Here is a 22,173-nt window from a genome sequence, read left to right as displayed (position 1 = left end):
TTTGAGTATTGTGCTGTACCTGTGGGAGCGGGCGAGCCCGCGAAAGGGCCGGTACTGCCGTTCAAAACTTCAGCCAGCAGTCGCCCGCAATCTGGCCACATCACGAATCGGCGGCGCGCCATACAGCCGGCTGTATTCACGGCTGAACTGTGACGGGCTTTCATACCCCACCCGGTAGGCCGCCACCGCTGCCTCGAGGCCGTCATTGAGCATCAATCGCCGCGCCTCCTGCAGGCGCAGTTGCTTCTGGTACTGCAACGGGCTCATCGACGTCACGGCCTTGAACCGGTGGTGCAAGGTCGAGGTGCTGAGGTTGACTTCACGCGCCAGATCCTCGATGCGCAAAGGCCGCTGGTAGTTCTGGTTGAGCCAGGTGATGGCCTGACAAACGCGGTGGGTCTGGCTGTTGGCCAAGGCAATTTCGTACAACCGATAGCCCTGCGGCCCTCGCAGCAGACGGTACAGAATCTCCCGGCGGAACAGCGGCGCCAGCATCGCGATGTCGCGCGGGGTGTCCAGCAGGCGTATCAGCCGCAGCAAGGCGTCGAGCAACGCGGCGTCGGTTCTCTCCACATACAAGCCACGACCGGAAGGCCGGTTGGGCACCAGCATCGGCCCGCTTTCGGCGATCAGCTGGCTGATTTCGGCTGGGTCCAGGTCCATGCGCAGGCCAAGGCTCGGGTGCTCGGGGCTGGCGTCGAGCTTTACGCCGCTAAGCGGCAAGGTTACCGAGACCACCATGTAGTGCAGCGGGTCGTAGGCGTACTGCTCGTCACCCAGGAACAGGCTTTTGCTGCCCTGGGCGAGGATGCACAGCGCGGGTTGCGCCAGGGTCGGTACCGAGCGCACGTTTTCGGTGTAGCGCACCAGGTACAGGTCATCGATGGCCGATGCCGGGCCATGAGGCTCCCCGGCGTGGCGGCGGATCAGCTCGGCCAGCTCCTGGCGTTGCAGTTCCAGGCTTGGGTCGATGGACGTGGCGATAGTCATGATGGCTTTCCTCTGCTGACCGACGCAGCATAGGTTTGGGCAATGGCGGGCGCTAGTCAAAAGCTGCACGCCGATTGCCTGATCCTGTCGCGCTGCAGGATCAGGCAATCGGCGTGCAGTAATGGCCTAACGTGTCGCGCGGGCGAGGCCCTAACCTTGGCAGCCTGGCTTTTTCGTCCGCCTGCTTCAAGGAGATTGTGCAATGACCCCGACACAACCGGTCACCCACCTTGCTTTCATCCGTGCCAGCAGCGGGCGCTCGGCGGAGCTGGGCGCGCGCCTGCGTGACCTGCTCGAGCCCTCGTTGCGGGCACCGGGCTGCCTGAGTTTTTCGGTGCAGCGTTCGCAGGCTGATGCCGATTTATGGTTGCTCAGTGGCAGCTGGCAAGACCAGCAGGCGATGAGTGGCTATTTTGCTTCGCCAACGCTGGAAGTGTTTGGTGAGTTGGTACAGGCGCAGGTGGTCAGCAGCCTGGATCTGCATACCTTTGATTGAGGTGTTGCCTATTCTGGCCTCATCGCCGGCAAGCCAGCTCCCACAGGTTTATCGCAGGTTTCGAGAGCGGTGCAGCACCTGTGGGAGCTGGCTTGCCGGCGATAGGGCCGGTACAGGTGAATAGGGTAAGATGCTGCCCTTGATCAACCAGGTAGATAGCAACATGGCACGTAGGGAATTCCCGCATTTCGAAGCGGTTTCGGCGATGGTCCCGGTGGAAGGTGGCGGCTACAACGCGGCCATCGCAGTCAAGGCCCTGGGCATGGGCGGCGCGCCGCGCTTTCACAAGATTCTCGACGGCCAGGTGTTCAAGGGCGCCGTGGCCGCCGATGAAGCGGCCACGGCCGAGCTGCAACGCCTGCAGGGCGTCAGCGAAGAGGGTGAGCTGATCTGGTGATCAGGCCGGTGGGCGGGCCATCTTGAACAGGTTGCCCAGCTCGAAATAGTCTGCCGGGCCACCACCACGCAGGATCGGCTCGGCGGCAGCGGTATCGTAGATACCGTTCTTCAACAGGTGCTCGGCAATGTGCACCGCCACCACTTCACCCAGGATCAACCAGCTGGGCACCAGTTCCTGGTCGGCCCGCTTGAGCTGGACGATCTGGCTGACCTTGCACTCGAAGGCCACTGGGGTTTCGCCGACACGCGGCACATTGACGATGCTCGATGGCGTGGCGGTGAGGCCGCTCAATTCGAATTCGCTTACCTCGGCGGCAACCGGTGCGCAGCTCTGGTTCATCTGCTCGGCCAACGTGCGAGTGGCCAGGTTCCAGACGAACTCGCCGGTCTGCTCGATGTTGTTCAGGCTGTCTTTGCGCCCGACGCTGCAGAAACCGATGATTGGCGGGATGTAGTTGAAGGCGTTGAAGAAGCTGTAGGGCGCCAGGTTCAGGCGGCCTTCGCGGTCCTGTGAGGAGATCCAGCCGATAGGGCGGGGGCCGACGATGGCGTTGAACGGGTCGTGGGGAAGGCCGTGGCCTTTTGCGGGTTCGTAGTAATACATCTGTGCTGGGCTTGCTGGCCCTACCTCTTGGTGGACAAGGCGCCTAGTGTGCCAAGCCTGTGCCCGCCTGCAAATGATCAAGCCCGGCCGAAGCCGGGCTGGGTGCTCGCATCAGGGATCAGCTGATGCGGTGGGCGTTGGTGCGGTTGAAGCCGTCTTCGGCGAAGCGCTGGCCACCGGTGCGGTCGAAGCCGTCTTCGGCGAAGCGTTGACCACCGGTGCGGTCGAAGCCGTCTTCGGCGAAGCGTTGGCCACCAGTGCGGTCGAAGCCGTCTTCGGCGAAGCGCTGGCCACCGGTGCGGTCGAAGCCATCTTCAGCGAAGCGCTGGCCGCCAGTACGGTCGAAACCATCTTCAGCGTAGGCAGCGGATTGGCTCTGGGTCGCTGCGAAGGTGTGGGCGTTGGTGCGGTTGAAGCCATCTTCGGCGAAAGCGCCAGCAGCGAAAACCGAGAGGGCCAGGGTGAGGATCAGTTTGTTTTTCATGGTCGTTGCTCCAGGGGTTTTTGAGGTTGTTTTGTTTCTATGGGTTTAATCCTACGCTTATTAATTTGATTAAAAAGCGCAAATAGTAGTGCTTAAAAATCGAATAGTTCGATATGTGTTGGCGTGCATCTTGTGGCTCGGGCAGCGGTTCTGGCTCAGGATGTGCCCGCCCATGCGCCGACGTTCTGCCAGCCATTTCAGCTTGAGGCGGTGGAATTAATGGGGCGTTAAGGATGAAAAATTTGTCATTGAAGGCTGCTGAACGCATTTTTCATACATCACCAACCGATTTTTCAAATGCTGTTCAGCACCATCGCCGCACCTCAAACCGGAGCGGCACAACAATGAACAAACTTCCGCAAATCACCTTGGCCTTCTGGGTCATGAAGATCTGCGCTACCACCCTTGGCGAAACGGCGGGGGATTTGCTGTCGATGACCCTGAACATCGGCTATGCCCTCAGTTCGTTGCTGCTTATCAGCGTGTTCCTGCTGACCTTGCTCGGCCAGCTGTACTCGCGCCGCTACCACCCGATGCTGTACTGGCTGGTGATCCTCTCCACCAGCACCGCAGGCACCACCATGTCCGACTTCATGGACCGCACCCTGGGCCTGGGCTACGCCGCGGGTTCGGCCATCCTCATCGGCATCCTGCTGCTGACCTTCCTGGTATGGCGCCTGAGCGGCAACCCGCTGGATGTCACCCGCATCAAGAACCGCACGGGCGAATTGTTCTACTGGGTGGCGATCCTGTTTTCCAACACCCTCGGCACGGCGCTGGGCGATTACCTGGCCGATGACTCGGGGCTCGGTTTTGCCGGTGGCGCACTGTTGATCGGCAGTGCCATCGCCATGGTAGTGGTGGCCCGCTACTGGACACGCATCCCTGGCGTGGTGTTGTTCTGGGTCGCGTTCGTGCTTACCCGCCCGTTCGGCGCCACCTTGGGCGACTTCCTCACCAAGCCCCACGAGAAGGGCGGCCTGGACTTCGGCACGGTCGGCTCTTCGGCGGTGCTGGGCGGGGTGTTGCTGGTACTGGTGCTGATGGCCACCTGGTACCAGCGCCGTGAGCCGCGTCAGGCGTTGGAGATGTCCTGAGCCTGCTTTCCGATACCAGTAAGCCGATTAATTGGGCTATTCGGCTCACATGGTGAGCCGAACAGGATTTCTAATCGGCTCATCAGAAGGCTTCGGAGGTATGGCTTGATGTTTGCGCTGTTGCTGAAATCAAGCGCCGTCCGCGCGGTGCGTCTCGCATGCGCTGGAGCCCTCAAACCGTACACCTGGATTGCATGACGCATTCGCATGTATGAAAAAAGGCGCTCCGACAACGGGGCGCCCTTCTTGATTACCGCAAGCTCACAATCACTCAGTGGTAATCCGCGAGTGCTGCTTGGTGTCCTTCATGGTTGCGTAAACCAGCAGCGAGCAGGCGATGCAGGCGGTCACGTACCAGTAGAAGCCACTCTCCATGCCGGCGCTCTTGAACCACAGGGCCACGTACTCGGCGGTGCCGCCGAAGATCGACACGGTCAGCGCGTACGGCAGGCCCACGCCCAGGGCGCGGATTTCGGTGGGGAACAGCTCGGCTTTGACCACGGCGTTGATCGAGGTGTAGCCGCTGACGATGATCAGCGCCGCCATGATCAGGAAGAACGCGCCCCACCAGGTCTGGATGGTGTGCAGGGTGCTGAGGATCGGTACGGTGAACAGGGTGCCGAGCACGCCGAAGGCGATCAGGATCGGGCGTCGACCGATCTTGTCGGACAGGCCGCCGATCACCGGCTGCAGGCACATGAACAGGAACAGCGTGGCGGCCGAGATGGTGGTCGAGTCGCTGATACTCATGCCAACGGTGTTGACCAGGTACTTCTGCATGTAGGTGGTGTAGGTGTAGAAGGCCAGGGTGCCGCCCATGGTCAGCCCGACCACGGTCATCAGCTCCTTGGGGTGGCGCAGCAGGGTGCGCATCAGGCTTTCCTTGGCCTTTTCCTTCTTGGTGAAGGAGGCGGTTTCTTCCATGCCGCGACGCAGGTACAGGGCCACCACGGCGCACAGCGCACCGATCACGAACGGTACGCGCCAGCCCCAGGCATACAGCTGCTCGGTGGTCAGGGTCTGTTGCAGGACGATCAGTACCGCCAGGGCGATGAGCTGGCCGGAGATCAGGGTGACGTACTGGAAGCTGGAGAAGAAGCCACGGCGGTCCTTGCTGGCCATCTCGCTGAGGTAGGTGGCCGAGGTGCCGTATTCACCACCCACCGACAGGCCCTGCATCAGGCGTGCAATGACCAGCAGGATGGGTGCGGCGACTCCGATGGTTTCGTAACCCGGGGTCAGGGCGATGACCAGCGAGCCTGCGCACATCAACAGTACCGAGGCCATCAATGCGGCCTTGCGGCCTTTGCGGTCGGCGTACAGACCCATCAACCAGCCACCGATCGGGCGCATGAGGAAGCCCACGGCGAAGATCGCGGCGGTATTGAGCAATTGTGCGGTGGAATCGCCGGCCGGGAAGAAGGCCTTGGCGAAGTACAGCGAGAATGCGGCGTAGACGTACCAGTCGTACCATTCGACCATGTTGCCGATGGACCCGCTGAAGATCGACTTCAGGCGGCTGGCGGTGGTTTTTTCTGTGGCAGGCGCGGTGGACGCCCCGGCTGGCAGGGAGGTGGCATTATCCATCAGGGATACCTTCTCGTTGTTTTTGTGGAGCGCGCCGTGGCGCAGCTTGCACAGGTGATTGCAGAAGGTGTGCCAAATGGGTGCATTGGGCTTCAAATGGGGGCGCTGCGCGCCCTTCGCGGGCACGCCCGCTCCCACAGGGACCGCGTGACGTCTGACTCTTCGCGTTTCCCTGTGGGAGCGGGCGTGCCCGCGAAGGGCTGCAAGGCAGCCCCGGAAAATCAGATTAATGAGCGGTTTTTTGCTTGCTGATTGAGCGAGATAAGCGGATTTCCGCTCATTCCCGCCCGATGAAGTCCTCGCGCACCAACCCATGCCGCTGCATCTTTTCGTTCAGCGTGCGCCGCGGCAGCTGCAAGGCCTCCATCACCGCCTTGATTTCGCCCCCGTGCTGGCGCAGCGCCGCGCGCAGGCATTGCGCCTCGAACGCTTCCATCTGTTCGCTCAGCGACTGCCCGGCAGGCGTCACCTCGATGTTCGGCGAGCCCAGCCCCAATGCATGCCGCTCCGCCGCGTTGGCCAGCTCACGCACGTTGCCCGGCCAGTCATGCGACAGCAGCTGCGCCAGTTGCGCGCCCGACAGGGGCGGGGCTGCGCGACCAAGCTTTTCGCCGGCGGCACGGGCAAAGTGCTCGAACAGCAGTGGAATGTCCTCACGCCGTTCACGCAATGGCGCCAGGCGCAACTCGGCCACGTTCAGGCGATAGGCAAGGTCTTCGCGAAAGCGCCCGGCGCGGGCTTCTTCGAGCAGGTCGGGCTTGGTCGCGGCAATGATGCGCAGGTCGACGCTGATGCTCTGGTTGGCACCCAGGCGTTCCAGCTTCTGTTCCTGGATCACCCGCAGCAGCTTGGCCTGTTGGGCCAGTGGCATGCTTTCGATTTCGTCGAGGAACACCGTGCCACCGTTGGCGTACTCAAGCTTGCCGATGCGCTTGCCCTGGGCGCCGGTAAAGGCGCCGCTTTCATGGCCGAACAGCTCGGCCTCGAACAGCGACTCGGGGATGGCTGCACAATTGAGGGCGACGAACGGCTTGTCGGCGCGCGGGCCAAAATCGTGCAGGCAGCGGGCCACGCGCTCTTTGCCACTGCCGGTTTCGCCGCGGATCAGCACATTGACCGGCAGGCTGGCCAGGTCCAGCACTTGCCGACGCAGCTGTTGCAGGCCCTGGGACATACCCAGCAGTGTGCCTTCCAGGCGTGACTTGAGATCGGCCTGCTCGTGCAGCCGGCGGTTTTCCAAGACCAGCTGGCGCTTTTCCAGGGCCCTGCGCAGGCTGCCCAGCAGGTGCTGCGGGGTAAAGGGTTTTTCCAGGAAGTCGTAGGCCCCGCTGCGCATGGCTTCCACTGCCATGGGCACATCGCCGTGGCCGGTCAGCAGGATCACCGGCAAGTCGGGGTCGTCCGCCAGCAGGCGTTCGAGCAACTGTAGGCCATCCATGCCCGGCATGCGTACATCGCTGATGATCACCCCGGGAAAGTGCCGTGGCAGGTGTGCCAGGCATTCTTCGGCGCGGGCGAACAGTTGCACGCTGAAGCCCGACAGGCTCAGCCATTGCTCGACCGCGGTGCGGATACTGGCTTCATCATCGACGACGATCACTGAATTCAACATGCAGGCTCCAGGTCACGGGGCAGGGTAAGGCTAAGGCGCGCGCCGCCAGGCAGGTTTTCGGCCTGCAGCTTGCCGCCGGCCTCGTGGACAATGCCGTAGGAAATGGCTAGCCCCAGCCCAAGGCCTTCACCCACCGGCTTGGTGGTGAAGAATGGGTCGAAGACCTTGGCCAGGTTGGCCTCGGCAATGCCGCCACCCGAATCCAGCACGCTCAGGCGCCATAGCTCGCCGTCGGGCTCGATGCGGATCTCCAGGCGTTTGTAGCGCTTGTCGGCCATGGCGTCGAGGGCATTGCGCAGCAGGTTGATCAGCACCTGCTCCAGGCGAATGGCATCGCCGCGCACCCAGGCCGGGCGCGCCAGGTACAGGGCTACCTCCACTTCTTCGCTGCGAATACGCGCCTCCAGCAGGTGCAGTGCCTGGTCGACCACGGTGGCCAGGTCGAGGCGTTCGCGCAGGCCGACCGGGCTGTTGCGGGCGAAGGTTTTCAGGTGACTGGTGAGCGCGGCCATGCGCGTGAGCATCTGCTCCAGCGGCTCCAGTGCCTGGCGTGCTTCGTCATATCGGCCATGGTCGAGCAGCAGACGCAGGGTTTCCAGTTGCATGCGCTGGGTGGTCAGCGGCTGGTTGATTTCATGGGCCATGGCCGCCGACATTTGCCCAAGCGCCGCCAGCTTGGCCGATTGCACCAGCCCCTCCTGGGCGGTGCGCAGCTCACGGGTGCGTTCCTCGACCTGGCGCTTGAGCTCCTCCCGGCTACGCTGGCGCAGGCGGGCAAGGCGCAGGCGCTGGCTGACGAACAGCGCAGCGAACACCAGGCTCAGCCATACGGCGGCGGCGCCGAGGGCGGCATTGCGACCGTCGGCGGCCACCTGCGGCTTGCGCAGCAGATGCAAGGTCCAGTTTTCACTTTCCAGCGGCAGGCTTTCCCACAGGTACTCGGCGCTACCCTCCGGGCCTTGCACGCGGCTGAGGGTGCTGTTGGCGGCAAAGCGGGTCAGCACCTGGTGCTGCAGCGGCACCAGCGGTTGCTTGTCGTACTGACGGGTTTCGGCCAGTTCGGCACGGTCGGCACCATTGAGCGGCTGCAGCTCGCGGTAGCGCCAGCCGTCCTGGTTGGCGATGAAGGTGATGCCACGGGCATCGCTGACCAGCAGGATGTCGCTGCCCTGGCGCCACTCGCGCTCCAGTTCGGGGAACTCCAGCTTAACCACCATGGCGCCGAGGAAGCGGCCATGCTCGTCGTTCACCGCGCTGGCGAGGAAGTAGCCCGGCACGCCACTGGTCACGCCCACGGCGTAGAAGCGGCCACTGCCTTGGCTGCGGGTTTGCTTGAAGTAGGGGCGGAAACCGTAGTTGGAGCCCACATAGCTGCTGGGCAGCCGCCAGTTGCTGGCGGCGATGGCCAGGCCGGTGCGGTCGAGCAGTTCGAGGGTGGAGGAGTTGGCAGCGCCGTTGATGCGTTCGAGCTTGCGGTTCAGGGCGTCCTGCATCGGTTCGCTGACCGGGCCGCGCAGGGCGGCGATCAGTTCCGGGTCCAGCGCCAGCACGGCGGGCAGGGCGCGGTAGCGGTCGATCAGCGTGTGCAGGGCATTGGCATACAGGCCCAACTGCTGGCTGGCACGCTGGGCGTCGGCTTCCATGGCCTGGCGCTTGGCCTGGTGCATGGCCCAGCCGGCGCTGAGGGCGGTGCCCAGCACGATCAGCAGGGAGATCAGCCCCAGACGCAGGGCGCGAACGGAAAAGGGCATGGGGCGGATCCGGATAAATGGGGTATCAGGGCTGGCCTATTCGCGGGCTTGCCCGCTCCCACAGAGGATTCACAGCCCGATGGACCTGTGCATTACCTGTGGGAGCGGGCAAGCCCGCGAAGGGGCCGGTACAGGCATAACCTGTCAGTTACAGCAGTTCAAAGCTCTGCTGTTGCACCGCCTGGGAATCCAGCCCGACCTGGACATTGAATTCCCCTGGCTCGGCAACCCGTTGCAGTTGGCCATTGTAGAACTTCAGGTCTTCTTCGCTGATGCGGAAGCTCAACGTGCGCGACTCGCCAGGCTTGAGCATCAGCTTCTGGAAGTTCTTCAGTTCCTTCACCGGGCGGCTCATCGATGCCGATACATCCTGCAGGTACAGCTGCACCACGGTCTCGCCTGCCACCTTGCCGGTGTTCTTCACCGTCACCTTGGCCTCCAGCGTGTCGCCACGCTTGAGGTCCTTGTTCGACAGCTTCAGCCCCGACAGCTCGAAGCTGCTGTAGCTCAGGCCATAGCCGAACGGGTACAGCGGGCCATTGGGCTCTTCGAAGTACTGCGAGGTGTAGTTGCCCGGCTTGCCAGGTGTGAAGGGCCGGCCGATACGGGTGTGGTTGTAGTACATCGGGATCTGCCCGACCGAACGCGGGAAGGTGATGGCCAGCTTGCCGGACGGGTTGTAATCGCCGAACAGTACGTCGGCGATCGCGTTGCCGCCTTCGGTACCGGCGAACCAGGTTTCCAGAATGGCGTCGGCCTGCTCGCGTTCCCAGGCAATCGACAGTGGGCGGCCGTTCATCAGCACCAGCACCAGCGGCTTGCCGGTGGCCTTCAGGGCCTTGATCAGCTCCCGCTGGCTGGCCGGGATTTCCAGGGTGGTGCGGCTCGACGACTCGTGGGACATGCCGCGGGATTCGCCGACCACTGCCACCACCACATCGGACTGCTTCGCTGCCTTCACCGCCTCGTCGATCAGCACCGCAGGCGGGCGCGGGTCGTCGACGATTTCCGGAGCATCGAAGTTGAGGAAGTTCAGGTAATCGAACATCGCCTTGTCGCCGGTGACATTGGAGCCTTTGGCGTAGACCAGCTTGGCCTTGCCCTCCACGGCGCGGCGCAGGCCTTCGCGCACGGTCACCGAGTGCATCGGTTTGCCGTCGGCAGCCCAGCTGCCCATCATGTCGATCGGGGCATCGGCCAGTGGGCCGACCAAGGCGATGGTGCCGGCCTTTTTCAGCGGCAGCGTCTGGTTGCGGTTTTCCAGCAGCACCAGGCTGCGGCGCGCCACGTCACGCGCGGCGTCGCGGTGCAGGCGGTCGTTGCCGTAGTAGTCCTTCAGGTCGGTTTCGGCCTTGCCGATGCGCACGTACGGGTCCTTGAACAGGCCCATGTCGTACTTGGCACCCAGCACTTCGCGCACTGCCTGGTCCAGTTCGGCCTGGGTCACTTCGCCAGACTTCAGCAGGCCTGGCAGCTCTTCGCCGTACAGGGTGTCGTTCATGCTCATGTCGATGCCGGCCTTGATCGCCAGCTTGGCGGCTTCGCGCCCGTCGCGGGCGACGCCATGGCGGATCAGTTCCTGGATGGCACCGTGGTCGCTGATGGTCACGCCCTTGAAGCCCCACTCCTTGCGCAGCAGGTCGTTCATCAGCCAGGTGTTGGAGGTGGCCGGCACGCCGTTGATCGAGTTCAGCGCCACCATCACTCCGCCGGCACCAGCGTCGAGCGCGGCGCGATAGGGTGGCAGGTAGTCGTTGTACATTTTCGGCAGGCTCATATCGACCGTGTTGTAGTCGCGCCCGCCTTCCACCGCGCCATACAGGGCGAAGTGCTTGACGATGGCCATGATGCTGTCGGGGTTGGCCGGGCTGCTGCCCTGGAACGAGCGGACCATCACCTGGCCGATCTTCGAGGTCAGGTAGGTGTCCTCGCCGAAGCCTTCACTGGTGCGGCCCCAGCGCGGGTCGCGGGCGATGTCGACCATCGGTGCGAAGGTCATGTCCAGGGCGTCCGCCGCGGCTTCGATGGCGGCGGTGCGGCCGACCTTGGCGACGGCGTCCATGTCCCAGGTCGCGGCCATGCCCAGGCCGATCGGGAAAATGGTGCGTTCGCCGTGGACGGTGTCGTAGGCGAAGAACATCGGAATCTTCAGCCGGCTACGCATCGCCGCGTCCTGCATGGGGCGGTTCTCGGGGGCCGTGCGTGAGTTGAAGGTACCGCCGATGCGCCCGGCGGCAATTTCCTCGCGGATCTTATCCTTGGGCATTTCCGGCCCGATACTGATCAGGCGCAGTTGGCCGATCTTCTCGGCTTCGGTCATCTGGCTGATCAGATGGTCGATGAACGCCTGCTTGTCCTGCAGGGGCGGGGCGGAGGGGGCGGCGAGTGCCGCCTGACTGGCAAGGCCCATGGCCAGGCCCAGCAAAGACAGTTTCATCATCAATTCCGTTGTGGGGCCTGTGCCGTATCCACGGTGATACGCGCGCGGCCGAAGTTTTCAGGCGGCTATTGTTGTACGATTTGCAGGCATTTCTTCCAGCGGCGGATTATGCCTGAATATGTCGCCTGCGGACGAAGCCCCGAATGCCGGGACAACAACTATAAGAACGCTCAAGAGACCGACGGCATGACCCCCCTCGACGAATACCATCAGCGCCAGATCGCCGAAGCCATTGCCCGTGCCGAACGGCGCACCGATGCCGAACTGGTGACGGTGCTGGCCCGCCGGGCCGACGATTATGCCTACTGGCCGTTGTTCTGGGCCGCCGTGCTGGCGCTGGCCGTGCCGGCCCTGTTGCACTGGCTGCTGGGTTGGCCCGGAGTGCGTGGCTTGCTGGTGGCCAATGTGCTGCTGTTCGTTGGCTTGTGCCTGCTGCTGCGCAGCCCACGCCTGGCCGGCTGGCTGATCCCCCGGGCCCTGCGCCGCTGGCGCGCCTCGCGCCTGGCCCGCCAGCAGTTTCGCGAACAGAACCTGCAGCGCACTGCCGGTGCCACGGGCGTACTGATCTTCGTCAGCGAGGCGGAGCGGCATGTGGAGATCCTGGTCGACCGCGGTATCGAGCGCCATCTGGATGCCACTGCCCGCGCGGCCATCGTCGCCCGCCTTGCCGAACAGGTACGCCAGGGCCGCACCTTGCAGGGGTTTGTGGAGTGCATAGAAGCGTGCGGCGAACTGCTCAGCGAACATGTGCCGCCTACCCATGCGCGTAACGAGTTGCCCAACCGGTTGGTGATTCTCGATTGAGCCGACCCCGATGGCTTGACGCGCCCCCCTGTAGGAGCGGCTTTAGCCGCGAACACCGGCGCAGCCGGGGCCATGCACCGCGTTGGATTCTTCGCGGCTAAAGCCGCTCCCACAGGGTACGCGTACCGCTTGCGAATTCAGCTCCCTACGCGACAGCGCAGCCCAAAGGACTGGGCGATCTCCCACAGGAAGTTAGCCACCCTGTAGAATGCGTGCATTGCGCCATGCGCTCCCCGCTACCCGAGGCACCGTTTTTCCATGTCCGCCAGTTCTTCTGCCCCATCCGCGCCGGATGCGCGCACCCAGTTTCTCGACCTGCTGAACGCCGCCCTGCATGGCAATACCCTGGTCAAACTGGTATTGGCGCGCCATGTCGGTGCCGACCAGACCCTGCAACGGATCATTGCCAAGCCGCTGCAGGTCAAGGGCCAGCCGTGCCTGTCGCTGGTCTATCGCCACCAGACCCGCGACATCACCCGCAATCTGGCGCTGGAGCAGGCACAGGCGCTGGTCGCCGAGCTGCTACCGGACAGCTTCCGCAACGCGCACTTGTTCGATGCCGACGGTGAAGTGCAGTTGACCTTCAGCAAGAAGGGCAAGCCCATGCTCCAGCGCCACGGCGCACAGGCGCCACGCGAAGCTGCCAGTAGCAGCGGCCATGACCGCGAGAAGAAGCGCTATCTGGAGCTTTCACGGCCGTTCCTGCGTGACCTCGGCGTTACTGACGCACAAGGCGCGCTGATCCCGTCGATGTCGCGCAAGTGGAAGCAGATCAACAAGTTCATCGAAGTCTTCGACCACGCCCTGGCCAGTGCACCGGTGCCGGCGGAGCAGGCGCTACGGGTGGCCGACTTCGGCTCAGGCAAGGGCTACCTGACCTTTGCCATGCACGACTACCTGCGCAATAGCCTGGGCCGCGAAGCACAGGTAACCGGCGTCGAGCTGCGCCAGGACATGGTCGACCTGTGCAACGCCGCCGCCTTGCGCCTGGAGCACCCGGGCCTGGAGTTCCAGTGTGGTGACGTGCGTAGCGTGGTGCCCGAGGCCATCGAAGTGATGATTGCCCTGCATGCCTGCGACATCGCCACCGACTACGCCATCCACACCGGCATCCGCTGCAACGCCGCGATCATCATGTGCTCGCCGTGCTGCCACAAGCAGATCCGCCCGCAACTGCACAGCCCGGGGTTGTTGCAACCGATGCTGCAGTACGGCCTGCACATGGGCCAGCAGGCCGAAATGCTGACCGACAGCCTGCGCGCGCTGTACCTGGAAGCTTGCGGGTACGAGACCAAGGTGTTCGAGTTCATTTCGCTGGAGCACACCAACAAGAACAAGATGATTCTTGCGGTGAAGCGGCGCCAGGCAGGGGACAACGGCGCGTTGCTGGAGAAGATCGGACAGCTCAAGGCGTTTTACGGGGTGCAGGAGCATTGCCTGGAGACGTTGTTGCAGGCGGACGGGTTGCTCTGATAGCACTGCTTGCTTCTACGGGCCTCTAAAACATTCTTCGGGTCGAAGTCTCGATTCCGCGTAGGAAAATTCCCAACAGTTACTTACAGCGACTCCCAGCATCATCAATTCTGTAGTGTGGCGTGCACGCTTGCCGATTGGGTGGTTGTCATTTGACAACCTTTGGCATGCAAGTCCACACTGGAGAAAATCTGATGTCACGCCCCAGTCACGCCAGGAAGGAGGTTGAGCAGGCCTTGAGGCACGCTGAGTCAAAGGGATGGAGAGTAGTGGTGGGTGGGGGGCATTGTTGGGGGAAAATGTACTGCCCGTGGAACGATGCCCATTGTCGGTGTGGGGAGTTTTGCATTACCAGTATCTGGAGCACCCCGAGGAGCCCTGGCAATTTGGCGCGTCAGCTGAGGCGTGTGGTTGATAACTGTTCGGGCAGCAAAGTTGCCTTAGGCGCACCAAATGCCGGAGAGGAGTAGAAGCAGTGGAATATGAGTTCACCCTCAAGTATCAATTGAGCGAAAACGAAGACACCGATGCGCTACTGGAGCGTCTGGCTGAAGGCGGATGCGATGATGCGGTGGTTGGCGTAGGTCAACCGGGCCGCTTGGCGCTTGCCTTCATCCGCGAGTCCCCTACTGCGAAAGAGGCTATCGAGAGCGCTTTGAGAGATGTTTGCAGAGTGGTGCCAGGCGCTCGCCTTATCGAAGCGACCCCCGATCTTGTAGGGCTATCCGATGTGGCTGAAATCATAGGCGTATCTCGGCAAAACATGCGGAAATTAATGTTGGCGCATTCACATAACTTCCCTGCCCCCGTGCACGATGGCAGCACTGCTCTCTGGCATCTTGCCGACATTCTGGTTTGGTTGCAGGCGCGGGGTAGTTACTCAATTGGCCAGGGCACCCTTGAACTGGCTCGCATAGCGATGGCAGTCAATATTTCAAGCGCATATGAACGGGTAGTGCTTCAGCGATACTTTTGAGTCCCCGCACCCTGCAACAAATTGTCTGCCACGGCTGCATTGGTATCTTTCAAGGGCTCGGTTTCGCTGGCCGTCGCTTCGAGCTGGCGGGCCTGGCGGTATTCGCTGGGCGTGCAGTTGCTGACCTGCTTGAAGGCACGGGCGAAGTAGGATGGGTCCTTGAAGCCGGCCTCATAGCCGATGCTGGTAATCGGCATCTGGCTGTTGACGAGCAGGTCCATGGCCAGGTTCATGCGCTTGCTCAGGATGTAATCCAGAAACCCAACGCCGTTGACTTCCTTGAACAGGCGGCCGAAGCGGGCCGTGGTCATGCCGCAGCGCTGTGCGATGTCCTTTTGGTCGATGCATTCGCGAAAATGCTGGTCGATGTATGGCATGACCTTGCTGAGCGCCTGGTGCTTGTGGTGTTCGCCGGTCAGGCGAATGCTGTCCGGCAAAGAGGGAAGGTGGTCGATGCGCTGCGCATTGCCTGAGGTCTTGCTGGCGCGGCGTATGTCGCAAAGCTGCTTGAGGACATCGATGTAGCGACTTTTCTCACCGCTTGTCAGCGGCAATACCAGATACTCCCAGACCCGCGAACGCATGGCCCAGACAGCCAGCTCTTCGGAGTGCTGCACGGTGAACATGGTGATCGGTATGGACGGTGAGTTGCGTTTCACTTCCAGCAGCAGGTTGAGGTTGAGCGTGTCGGGACGATCGAAATGCATGCAGATCATGTCTGCCTGCTGGCGTTCGGAATGCGCCACGGCCTTCGCCAGTTTGCAATCGCAGACATGACTGAACTGTGCCATAAGCGCTTCGGTGGAATGATCGCGTGTCAGATCGAACCACAACAGCAGCGGCTTTGTGCCCGGGTTAGACATCGTGACTTAACCTTATGCTGGGGAGTTTCCCTACGAGCAGCAGTATTGTCAAAACATTATTAAGTCGCCGAGCAATTTGGTTATTACCTTAGATCGTTTTTGCTTAGGGGGTTCTATGCGTTTTGTAAAACCCTGATGTTAGACAGGTTCCGCAGTCAGGCTGGTCTTTGATCATGACGACCGCTTGTCGGCTTTGAACAAACGTGCCAGAACCTTTCCCTGAGCCGGCTGCAAATGCGTACGAAAGTGCTTCTCATATTGACGCTTGCTACCTGTTTTCCTGGTGGCATTGTCACTTTTTGGATGCTGGCCAATGGCCGCAAAAAGTCCTAGCGATTCGCAAAAATCTCCTAACGACTGTCGTCTCCCCCTGACTAGGATTCCCATCAGGTAGTGCAACCGCCACTGCCTGGGAAGAAAGATAATGTCCTTAGCGAGGTGAGCGAAATGACTCTGCAAACAATCAAGGCTTCGGTCGTGAAGTTCGTCAAAGATGAAGATGGCCTGACCGTTGTGGAATATGCGGTGGCTGGTGGGTTGGTGACGGCACTTGTTGTTGGGATATTCACTAGTCTCGGAACTGCAGTGCAAACAAAGATGCAGACTCTCTGCACTGCCATTAAAGGGTCGGCGTGCTAATAGAAATAATCATCCAGCAGGGAGAGGCGGTGATGACCAGAGAGCAGTTGGTTATGACTGTTTTGCTGATGGGGCTGCTGGGTATAGCGGTGGCGAGCGACCTTCGTCGCCACCGCATTCCCAACCTCCTGATTCTGGTGGGGCTGGGGTTGGGCTTGGCTGGTCAGGCTTACTCCGCCGGAATCAGTGGTTTCGGTTATGGGTTGCTGGGGTTGCTGATTGGCTTCGCCATTTTTCTCCCAATGCACGCCTTGGGTGGGATGGCTGCCGGCGATGTCAAACTAATGGCTATGGTCGGCGCTTTTCTTCCTTGGAACGGCGCGCTCAGCGCGGCACTCCTGAGCCTGATTGCCGGATGTCTATGTGGTCTTCTACTAATTCTAGTGCGTGGCCAGTTACCGATGACCTTGTCGCGTTACTGGTTGATGTTGAAAGCACAGGCGTATTTCGCACCGCAGGCTGATGAAGTGGCCGGAAAGCCTTTCCCATACGCCATAGCAATTCTTCTCGGAACCCTTGTCAGCCTTTTTTGGCAACCGCTTGGCCTATAGCCTGGGAGGCTAACCATGTACGCACTCAGAGACAGTGGTGCCTGCGCCTGTGACAAGGACGCAGTGCAGAGCCTGGCACCTCAGCCACGTACAGTCCGTGAGACTGGCCTGGCAGAAAGCTTTCTCGCTGATCTGCTGTGCAAGCACCTGCATGACGCCGGTACGCTGGACCTGTCGCGCCTGGTGGAGCGCCTGGCACTGACCGGTGCGGTGGTAGAAGAAGTGTTGGCCTTTCTGCGCAAGGATGGCCGCGTCGAAGTACTGGGCCAGGTCGGTGTGCAAACGGGGGGGCAGGTGCTGCGCTACGGCCTGACCGAACGCGGCCGTGCCACCGCTCGCGATGCACTGGCGCGCAGCGGCTATATAGGCGCGGCGCCCTTCCCTGTAAGTACCTACCGTGACCTGCTCAAGCTGCAGACCATCCACCATGGCCGCATCAGTACGCAGGACATGCACTCGGCCTTCGCAGGTGTTGTGCTCTCGGAGAGCATGCTCGATCAACTGGGCGTAGCGTTGAACTCCGGGCGCGCGATCATGATTTACGGCCCCGCAGGCACCGGGAAGACCTACGTCAGCAGCCGGTTGATTCGTCTGTTCGCCGAAGCCATCTGGGTACCGCATGCCATAGAAATCAATGAGTCGGTTATCGAGGTGTATGACCCTCAGGTGCATCAGCGCCTGGAGGAGGAGGGGCAACCCACCAGCCTGTTGCTGAACGAAGGCATCGATCGCCGGCTGGTGCGCTGTAAGCGCCCGGTGGTGATCACTGGCGGCGAACTGGGCATGGAGCAACTGGATGTCCGTTTCGATCCGAGCACCCGCCAGTATCAGGCCTCCTTGCAACTCAAGGCCAGCAATGGCCTGTTCATCATCGACGACATGGGGCGCCAGCGCATGGCCCCGGCCGAGCTGTTCAACCGCTGGATCGTGCCGATGGAAGAGAAGCGCGACTTCCTCAACCTGGGTGGCGGGCGCCATTGCGAGCTGCCGTTCGATCTGGTGCTGGTGTTCTCCACCAACCTCAACCCGCTGGAGTTGGCTGACGAAGCCTTCTTGCGGCGCATTGGCTACAAGCTGCAGTTCAGCTACCTGAAAGTCGATGAGTACGAACGCATCTGGCGTCAGGAATGCGAACGCCTGGGCCTGGCTTACGACCCGCTGCTGTTGCGTTACGCGCTACAGGCGCTGTACGAGGTCGAAGGCGTGCCGCTGGTGCCCTGCCACCCTCGCGACCTGCTGAACATGGCGCTTGACCGCCAGCGTTACCTGGGCGGCGATGGTCCGCTGTCGCCACAGGAGCTGAAATGGGCTTGGCAAAGCTACTTCGTGCAGATCGACTTCCTTGGATGAGGAGATGCAGACATGAGTGCCCGTACGCTGACCTTGGTTGCCGTTTCCCTGACCCTGGGGCTTGGCGCCGCCTGGATGGCCAACAACTGGCTCAATGGTCGGCTCAACGCCGCCCCGGATGACAACATGAAGAACGTGGTGGTCGCTACGGTGGAGATCCCGTTCGGGCAGATGATCGAGGCCCAGCAGGTCGCTATCGTGCGCATGCCCAAGGATGCGGTGCCCGACGATGCCTTCGACAGCAATGAAAAGGTGGTTGGCAAGATTGCCACTTTCGCACTGTTGCGCGGCGATGTGCTGCGTAGTGCTCGCCTTGCCGAGCACCTGGGTGGCAGTACCCTGGCTTCATTGATTGCTCCAGACAAGCGCGCCATTTCGGTGCGTGTGGATGACGTGGTCGGGGTGGGCGGGTTCCTGTTGCCGGGTAACCGGGTCGATGTTCTGGCGACCAAGCAAAGCAATGGCGGTAGTAACGACGCTGAGTCCAGAACCATCCTCCAGGACCTCCGGGTATTGGCCGTGGACCAGACTGCAGGGACGGACAAGACCCAGCCGGTGGTGGTACGTGCCGTGACCCTGGAAATGTCGGCCAAAGAGGCCGAGGTGCTGGTCAGGGCGCAATCCGAAGGGAAGTTGCAGCTGGCCCTGCGCAATCCGCTGGACGCTCAGAAGCAGGCGCCAGCCGTTGCCGCTGTCGAGCCGGTGAAGGCTGCAACGCCAGCATTCAAACCCCAACCAAGACCGGTGGTAAATCGTAGTAGTGACGGTGGCGCGGTCACCATCATCCGTGGGACTGAAGTTGAAGTAGCGAAAGCAAGGTTTTAAGGCGGCAGGCGTCCGAATGGCTAACGTTCGGCAGGAACAAGAATACCTAGCAAGGAGTTGTGTATGAATACTTTGCAGAGACTAGGGATGTACCTGTTGTGCGGGCTTGGTACGCAGCTGCTGTTCGTCGGCGTGACGCAGGCTGCAGAACCGGGATCGGGATACAGCGCCATGCCGGCGGCCAACGCCAACATGGTCCAGGTGCCCATCTACAAGTCGCGGACGATCAGCGCTCGTACGCCGGTGAGGAAAATTTCGGTCGGCAACCCGGATATCGCCGATATCCTGATCACCAGCCCGACCCAGCTCTACCTGCTCGGCCGTTCCCTCGGCACTACCAACGTATTGCTGTGGGACAGCAACAACCGCTTGATCGAGACCATGGATGTGGAGGTTGTGCATGACCTCACCGGGCTCAAGACCAAACTGCACCAGCTGCTGCCCGAGGAGAACATCGAGGTGTTCAGCGCACAAGGCGCGTTGGTACTGCGTGGTCAGGTGCGCAGCGCCGCGGCCATGGACACAGCGATGAAAGTGGCCAAGACCTATGCCGCGCAGACCTCGAGTGTGGTGCAAGGCAAGGGTGAAGCCGCCGAAGCGGCACCGGCTCAGTCGCTGGAGGTGATCAACCTGCTCAGCGTCGGTGGCAGCCAGCAGGTGATGCTGGAAGTGAAAGTGGCAGAGATGCAGCGCAGCCTGATCAAGAACCTCAACGTGCGCTTCAATGCCCTTGGCTCGTCCGGCAACTGGAGCGGTGGTGGGTTCAACAATGGTCAAGGACTGGGCCTGACTCCAGGTGGCGGGTCGATTCTTTCGCCAGGTTCGCTGATTGGTGGCGGCAAAGGCTTGTTCGCACAGTTCCTGTCCGACGATTTCCTCTTCAACGTGGTGCTGGAGGCGTCCAAGGACAATGGTTCGGCCAAGGTGCTGGCCGAGCCCACCCTCACCACGCTGACCGGCCAGCAGGCGGAGTTCATTTCTGGTGGCGAGTTCCCGGTGCCGATCACCGAGGATGATGGCATCACCATCGAATACAAGGAATTCGGTGTCGGCGTGAAGTTCCTGCCGGTGGTGCTCGACTCCGGGCGTATCAACCTCAACCTGAATGTCTCGGTGAGCGAGCTTTCCAACGCTAACTCGCTGGTACTCGACACGGGCCTCAGCAGCATCCTGGGCGATGGAGTTTCCCAGGTTATTCCGTCGCTGACCAAGCGCAGCGCAGAGTCCACGGTCGAACTGGGCAATGGCCAGACCATTGCCATCGCCGGCTTGATCAGCGAAAACACTCGCGATTTCGTCAGCCGTTTCCCGGGTCTGGGGGACTTGCCGATACTCGGGCACCTGTTCCGCAGCCAATCGTTCATCAACGGTGAAACCGAACTGGTGATCCTGGTGACGCCGCACCTCGCCAAGCCTGTGGATGCCAAGGCGGTGCGCCTGCCCACCGAGAAGTTCGTCGAGCCCAGTGACCTGGACTTCTACCTGCTCGGCAAGACCAAGGGCAGTGAGCCGGGGCGCGCGGTCCCCGTGAGCCTCGGTGTCAGCGGTGGCAACTTTGGCCATGACCTGAATTGATCGGAGAGAACCAGCATGAGAAGCATGATCGTGTGTTGCGTGCTGCTGTCGGGGTTGTCGGGTTGTATGTCGTACGACGAAGGGCGCGTTGGCCCGTTGGGCTACAGCGTCTACCAGACCACCTACCAGCAGATTGCCGACAAGCAGGTAGCCGCCAACCCAGGCACTGAAGTGCCGGCCGCTGGCTCTGACGGGCCTTTACTGGAGAAGGTGATCAATAGCTACCGGGGGACGACTGGTGATGCGCAGCAGATCGGTCAGCCGATCCAGATCCAAGTCACTGATTCAATTCGCTGATTGAGGGCGTAATCATGACTCCTCGAGCTCAACGGATGTTCACCGCGCCGCCAGGCCAACAGCGGGGGGCAGTAACTGTCATCATCGTGATCGCCCTGTTGGCGATACTGATGATGGCAGCGTTGGTGCTCGATGGCGGTCACATGTTGTTGAACAAGACTCGACTGCAGAATGCCGTGGACGCCGCCGCCCTCAGTGGCGCCAAGACCCTGAGCCAGGTGATGGGCACTGGCAATTCTGCCAGTACCACACGAGCAGCCGCGCTCTTCACCCTCAACGAAAATGCCAAGGCCGCTGGCAACACGGAGCTGTTGACGGCAATCGGCGGCAACCCTGGCGGATTTGCCGTGGTGGAGTTGGCAGACAATGTCTATGGGCCTTTCTCCTTCCCCGGGCCGGCCAATGCCACCTATGTGCGGGTCTCGGTATCGAATTACTCACTGGCGGGCTTTTTCTGGAGCTTCGCCCAGTCAATCGGTACAGGAACCGTGGGGACCAAAAGCGTGACGGCGATTGCCACCGCCGGGCCGAGCCCCACCAGTCCATGTGATCTTGCGCCGCTGCTGGTGTGTGGGGATCCGACCAAATACACCCCGGATACCGGCATGTTCTGGGGGTATCGCTTTGGTGACCTGGAGGTCTTGAAATCAGCTTCCAAGGACAGCGACCCGATTGGCCCGGGCAATTTTCAGCTGCTCGATTTTGGCTCGGGCGGCAAGGCGGTTGGCGAACTCATGGCTGGTGGCGCCTCGGTTTGCCGAAATGTCGGTGACAACGCCGCTACCAAGCCTGGCAACACGGTTGGCCCTGCTGTGAAAGGCCTGAATACTCGCTTCGGCCAGTATGCCGGGTCGCTCAATAGTTCGGACTATCCGCCAGACCTGGTGACGACCTATAGCAATCCGGTAATGAAGTACAACGACGCTATCACGCCTAACCAAGTGGAGCACCAAGGCCAAGTCGTCACTTCGAGCAATGGCAACCTGTCTGCTGGCGGCACGCCGCTGTTCGACTACAACGACTATGCCGCGCAGACCGCCGCATGTGTCGCAGGCGGTACGGGTTGCCAGTCGGGTGGAGTTTTCGAGCGGCGGATGCTGAAGATCGTGGTGGGCGACTGTTCGGGCAAGAACTCGGGGGCATCGTCGATTCCGGTCATCGGTTTCGGTTGCTTCTACGTAGTGCAGCCAGCGGACAACTCGGGCGGGGATTCGCAGATCTTCGGCCAGTTCGTCAAGCAATGCGAAGGCGACGGTGTGCCTGGGCCTACACCGCAAGACGATTCCGGCCCGCAGATCATCCAGTTGTACAAAACCTTTATCAGTGGCAGTGGCACACCGAGCACCGACTCCTAGGAGCG

22 protein-coding genes are annotated in these 22,173 nt (G+C 61.6%); 14 read left to right on the top strand and 8 right to left on the bottom strand.

Features of this window, described 5'->3' with window-relative positions:
• Positions 1-69: 69 nt before the first annotated feature.
• Complete coding sequence (locus GEV38_RS22130) at positions 70-990, bottom strand: AraC family transcriptional regulator (protein WP_003258430.1); 921 nt, start codon at positions 988-990, stop codon at positions 70-72.
• A gap of 202 nt (positions 991-1,192) precedes the next feature.
• On the opposite strand from GEV38_RS22130, the gene GEV38_RS22125 reads away from it, so the two are divergent.
• Both GEV38_RS22125 and GEV38_RS22120 read left to right on the top strand, forming a co-directional pair.
• Positions 1,193-1,486, top strand: coding sequence for a putative quinol monooxygenase (locus GEV38_RS22125; RefSeq protein ID WP_015271638.1), 294 nt, complete (start codon positions 1,193-1,195; stop codon positions 1,484-1,486).
• A gap of 130 nt (positions 1,487-1,616) precedes the next feature.
• Positions 1,617-1,883 (top strand): hypothetical protein, encoded by a 267-nt coding sequence (locus GEV38_RS22120; protein ID WP_015271637.1) that lies wholly within the window; start codon positions 1,617-1,619, stop codon positions 1,881-1,883.
• On the opposite strand, the gene GEV38_RS22115 is transcribed toward GEV38_RS22120, so the two are convergent.
• Together GEV38_RS22115 and GEV38_RS22110 are read right to left on the bottom strand one after the other, a co-directional pair.
• A complete protein-coding gene (locus GEV38_RS22115) occupies positions 1,884-2,489 on the bottom strand; it encodes a flavin reductase family protein (protein WP_013974025.1) in 606 nt (201 codons plus the stop codon).
• Between the two features lie 118 nt (positions 2,490-2,607).
• Positions 2,608-2,973, bottom strand: coding sequence for a hypothetical protein (locus tag GEV38_RS22110; RefSeq protein WP_015271636.1), 366 nt, complete (start codon positions 2,971-2,973; stop codon positions 2,608-2,610).
• A 344-nt stretch (positions 2,974-3,317) separates the two neighbouring features.
• Between GEV38_RS22110 and GEV38_RS22105 the strand changes: the two genes are divergently transcribed.
• The gene (locus GEV38_RS22105; RefSeq protein WP_054571987.1) at positions 3,318-4,070 is read left to right on the top strand and encodes a hypothetical protein; all 753 of its coding nucleotides are present in this window, start codon (positions 3,318-3,320) and stop codon (positions 4,068-4,070) included.
• A 267-nt stretch (positions 4,071-4,337) separates the two neighbouring features.
• Here GEV38_RS22105 and GEV38_RS22100 read toward each other — a convergent pair whose 3' ends face one another.
• From GEV38_RS22100 to bglX, 4 genes are all read right to left on the bottom strand, one after another.
• The gene (locus tag GEV38_RS22100) at positions 4,338-5,657 is read right to left on the bottom strand and encodes an MFS transporter (protein WP_003258436.1); all 1,320 of its coding nucleotides are present in this window, start codon (positions 5,655-5,657) and stop codon (positions 4,338-4,340) included.
• A gap of 277 nt (positions 5,658-5,934) precedes the next feature.
• Complete coding sequence (locus GEV38_RS22095) at positions 5,935-7,269, bottom strand: sigma-54 dependent transcriptional regulator (protein WP_054571986.1); 1,335 nt, start codon at positions 7,267-7,269, stop codon at positions 5,935-5,937.
• The gene (locus GEV38_RS22090) at positions 7,263-9,020 is read right to left on the bottom strand and encodes an ATP-binding protein (protein WP_024087686.1); all 1,758 of its coding nucleotides are present in this window, start codon (positions 9,018-9,020) and stop codon (positions 7,263-7,265) included. Before GEV38_RS22090 ends, GEV38_RS22095 begins: the two co-directional genes overlap by 7 nt.
• Positions 9,021-9,168: 148 nt before the next feature.
• Positions 9,169-11,460: a beta-glucosidase BglX gene (gene bglX, locus GEV38_RS22085; RefSeq protein WP_043935888.1), complete on the bottom strand. Its 2,292-nt coding sequence runs from the start codon at positions 11,458-11,460 to the stop codon at positions 9,169-9,171.
• Between the two features lie 186 nt (positions 11,461-11,646).
• On the opposite strand from bglX, the gene GEV38_RS22080 reads away from it, so the two are divergent.
• From GEV38_RS22080 to GEV38_RS22070, 4 genes are all read left to right on the top strand, one after another.
• On the top strand, positions 11,647-12,264 hold the full coding sequence (locus tag GEV38_RS22080; protein WP_013974020.1) for a TPM domain-containing protein: 618 nt from the start codon (positions 11,647-11,649) through the stop codon (positions 12,262-12,264).
• Between the two features lie 258 nt (positions 12,265-12,522).
• Positions 12,523-13,737 (top strand): SAM-dependent methyltransferase, encoded by a 1,215-nt coding sequence (locus tag GEV38_RS22075; protein WP_054571985.1) that lies wholly within the window; start codon positions 12,523-12,525, stop codon positions 13,735-13,737.
• Between the two features lie 194 nt (positions 13,738-13,931).
• Positions 13,932-14,207, top strand: a complete 276-nt coding sequence (locus GEV38_RS27840) for a hypothetical protein (protein WP_080604900.1) — start codon at positions 13,932-13,934, stop codon at positions 14,205-14,207.
• 5 nt (positions 14,208-14,212) lie between these two features.
• Positions 14,213-14,713: an AlpA family transcriptional regulator gene (locus GEV38_RS22070; protein ID WP_015271630.1), complete on the top strand. Its 501-nt coding sequence runs from the start codon at positions 14,213-14,215 to the stop codon at positions 14,711-14,713.
• Here GEV38_RS22070 and GEV38_RS22065 read toward each other — a convergent pair.
• The gene (locus tag GEV38_RS22065; RefSeq protein WP_054571984.1) at positions 14,698-15,576 is read right to left on the bottom strand and encodes a DNA-binding response regulator; all 879 of its coding nucleotides are present in this window, start codon (positions 15,574-15,576) and stop codon (positions 14,698-14,700) included. The two genes, GEV38_RS22070 and GEV38_RS22065, sit on opposite strands and share 16 nt — an antisense overlap.
• A gap of 447 nt (positions 15,577-16,023) precedes the next feature.
• Here GEV38_RS22065 and GEV38_RS22060 point away from each other — a divergent pair, with 447 nt between their 5' ends.
• From GEV38_RS22060 to GEV38_RS22030, 7 genes are all read left to right on the top strand, one after another.
• Positions 16,024-16,215 (top strand): Flp family type IVb pilin, encoded by a 192-nt coding sequence (locus tag GEV38_RS22060; RefSeq protein ID WP_054571983.1) that lies wholly within the window; start codon positions 16,024-16,026, stop codon positions 16,213-16,215.
• A 32-nt stretch (positions 16,216-16,247) separates the two neighbouring features.
• A complete protein-coding gene (locus GEV38_RS22055) occupies positions 16,248-16,766 on the top strand; it encodes a prepilin peptidase (protein WP_061303742.1) in 519 nt (172 codons plus the stop codon).
• 15 nt (positions 16,767-16,781) lie between these two features.
• On the top strand, positions 16,782-18,116 hold the full coding sequence (locus GEV38_RS22050) for a hypothetical protein (protein ID WP_054573868.1): 1,335 nt from the start codon (positions 16,782-16,784) through the stop codon (positions 18,114-18,116).
• Between the two features lie 12 nt (positions 18,117-18,128).
• Positions 18,129-18,941, top strand: coding sequence for a Flp pilus assembly protein CpaB (gene cpaB, locus GEV38_RS22045; protein ID WP_054573867.1), 813 nt, complete (start codon positions 18,129-18,131; stop codon positions 18,939-18,941).
• An 87-nt stretch (positions 18,942-19,028) separates the two neighbouring features.
• Positions 19,029-20,516 carry a type II and III secretion system protein family protein gene (locus GEV38_RS22040; protein WP_054573866.1) on the top strand — a complete coding sequence of 496 codons (1,488 nt, stop codon included), beginning with the start codon at positions 19,029-19,031 and terminating at the stop codon, positions 20,514-20,516.
• A 15-nt stretch (positions 20,517-20,531) separates the two neighbouring features.
• The gene (locus GEV38_RS22035; RefSeq protein ID WP_173896019.1) at positions 20,532-20,813 is read left to right on the top strand and encodes a hypothetical protein; all 282 of its coding nucleotides are present in this window, start codon (positions 20,532-20,534) and stop codon (positions 20,811-20,813) included.
• Between the two features lie 35 nt (positions 20,814-20,848).
• The gene (locus GEV38_RS22030; protein WP_081014030.1) at positions 20,849-22,168 is read left to right on the top strand and encodes a TadE/TadG family type IV pilus assembly protein; all 1,320 of its coding nucleotides are present in this window, start codon (positions 20,849-20,851) and stop codon (positions 22,166-22,168) included.
• The last annotated feature ends 5 nt before the right edge of the window (positions 22,169-22,173 follow it).

The sequence above is a fragment of the Pseudomonas sp. 13159349 genome, from assembly GCF_013305685.1.
Classification (GTDB): domain Bacteria; phylum Pseudomonadota; class Gammaproteobacteria; order Pseudomonadales; family Pseudomonadaceae; genus Aquipseudomonas; species Aquipseudomonas asiatica.
This window is presented reverse-complemented; position numbering and strand designations above follow the sequence as displayed.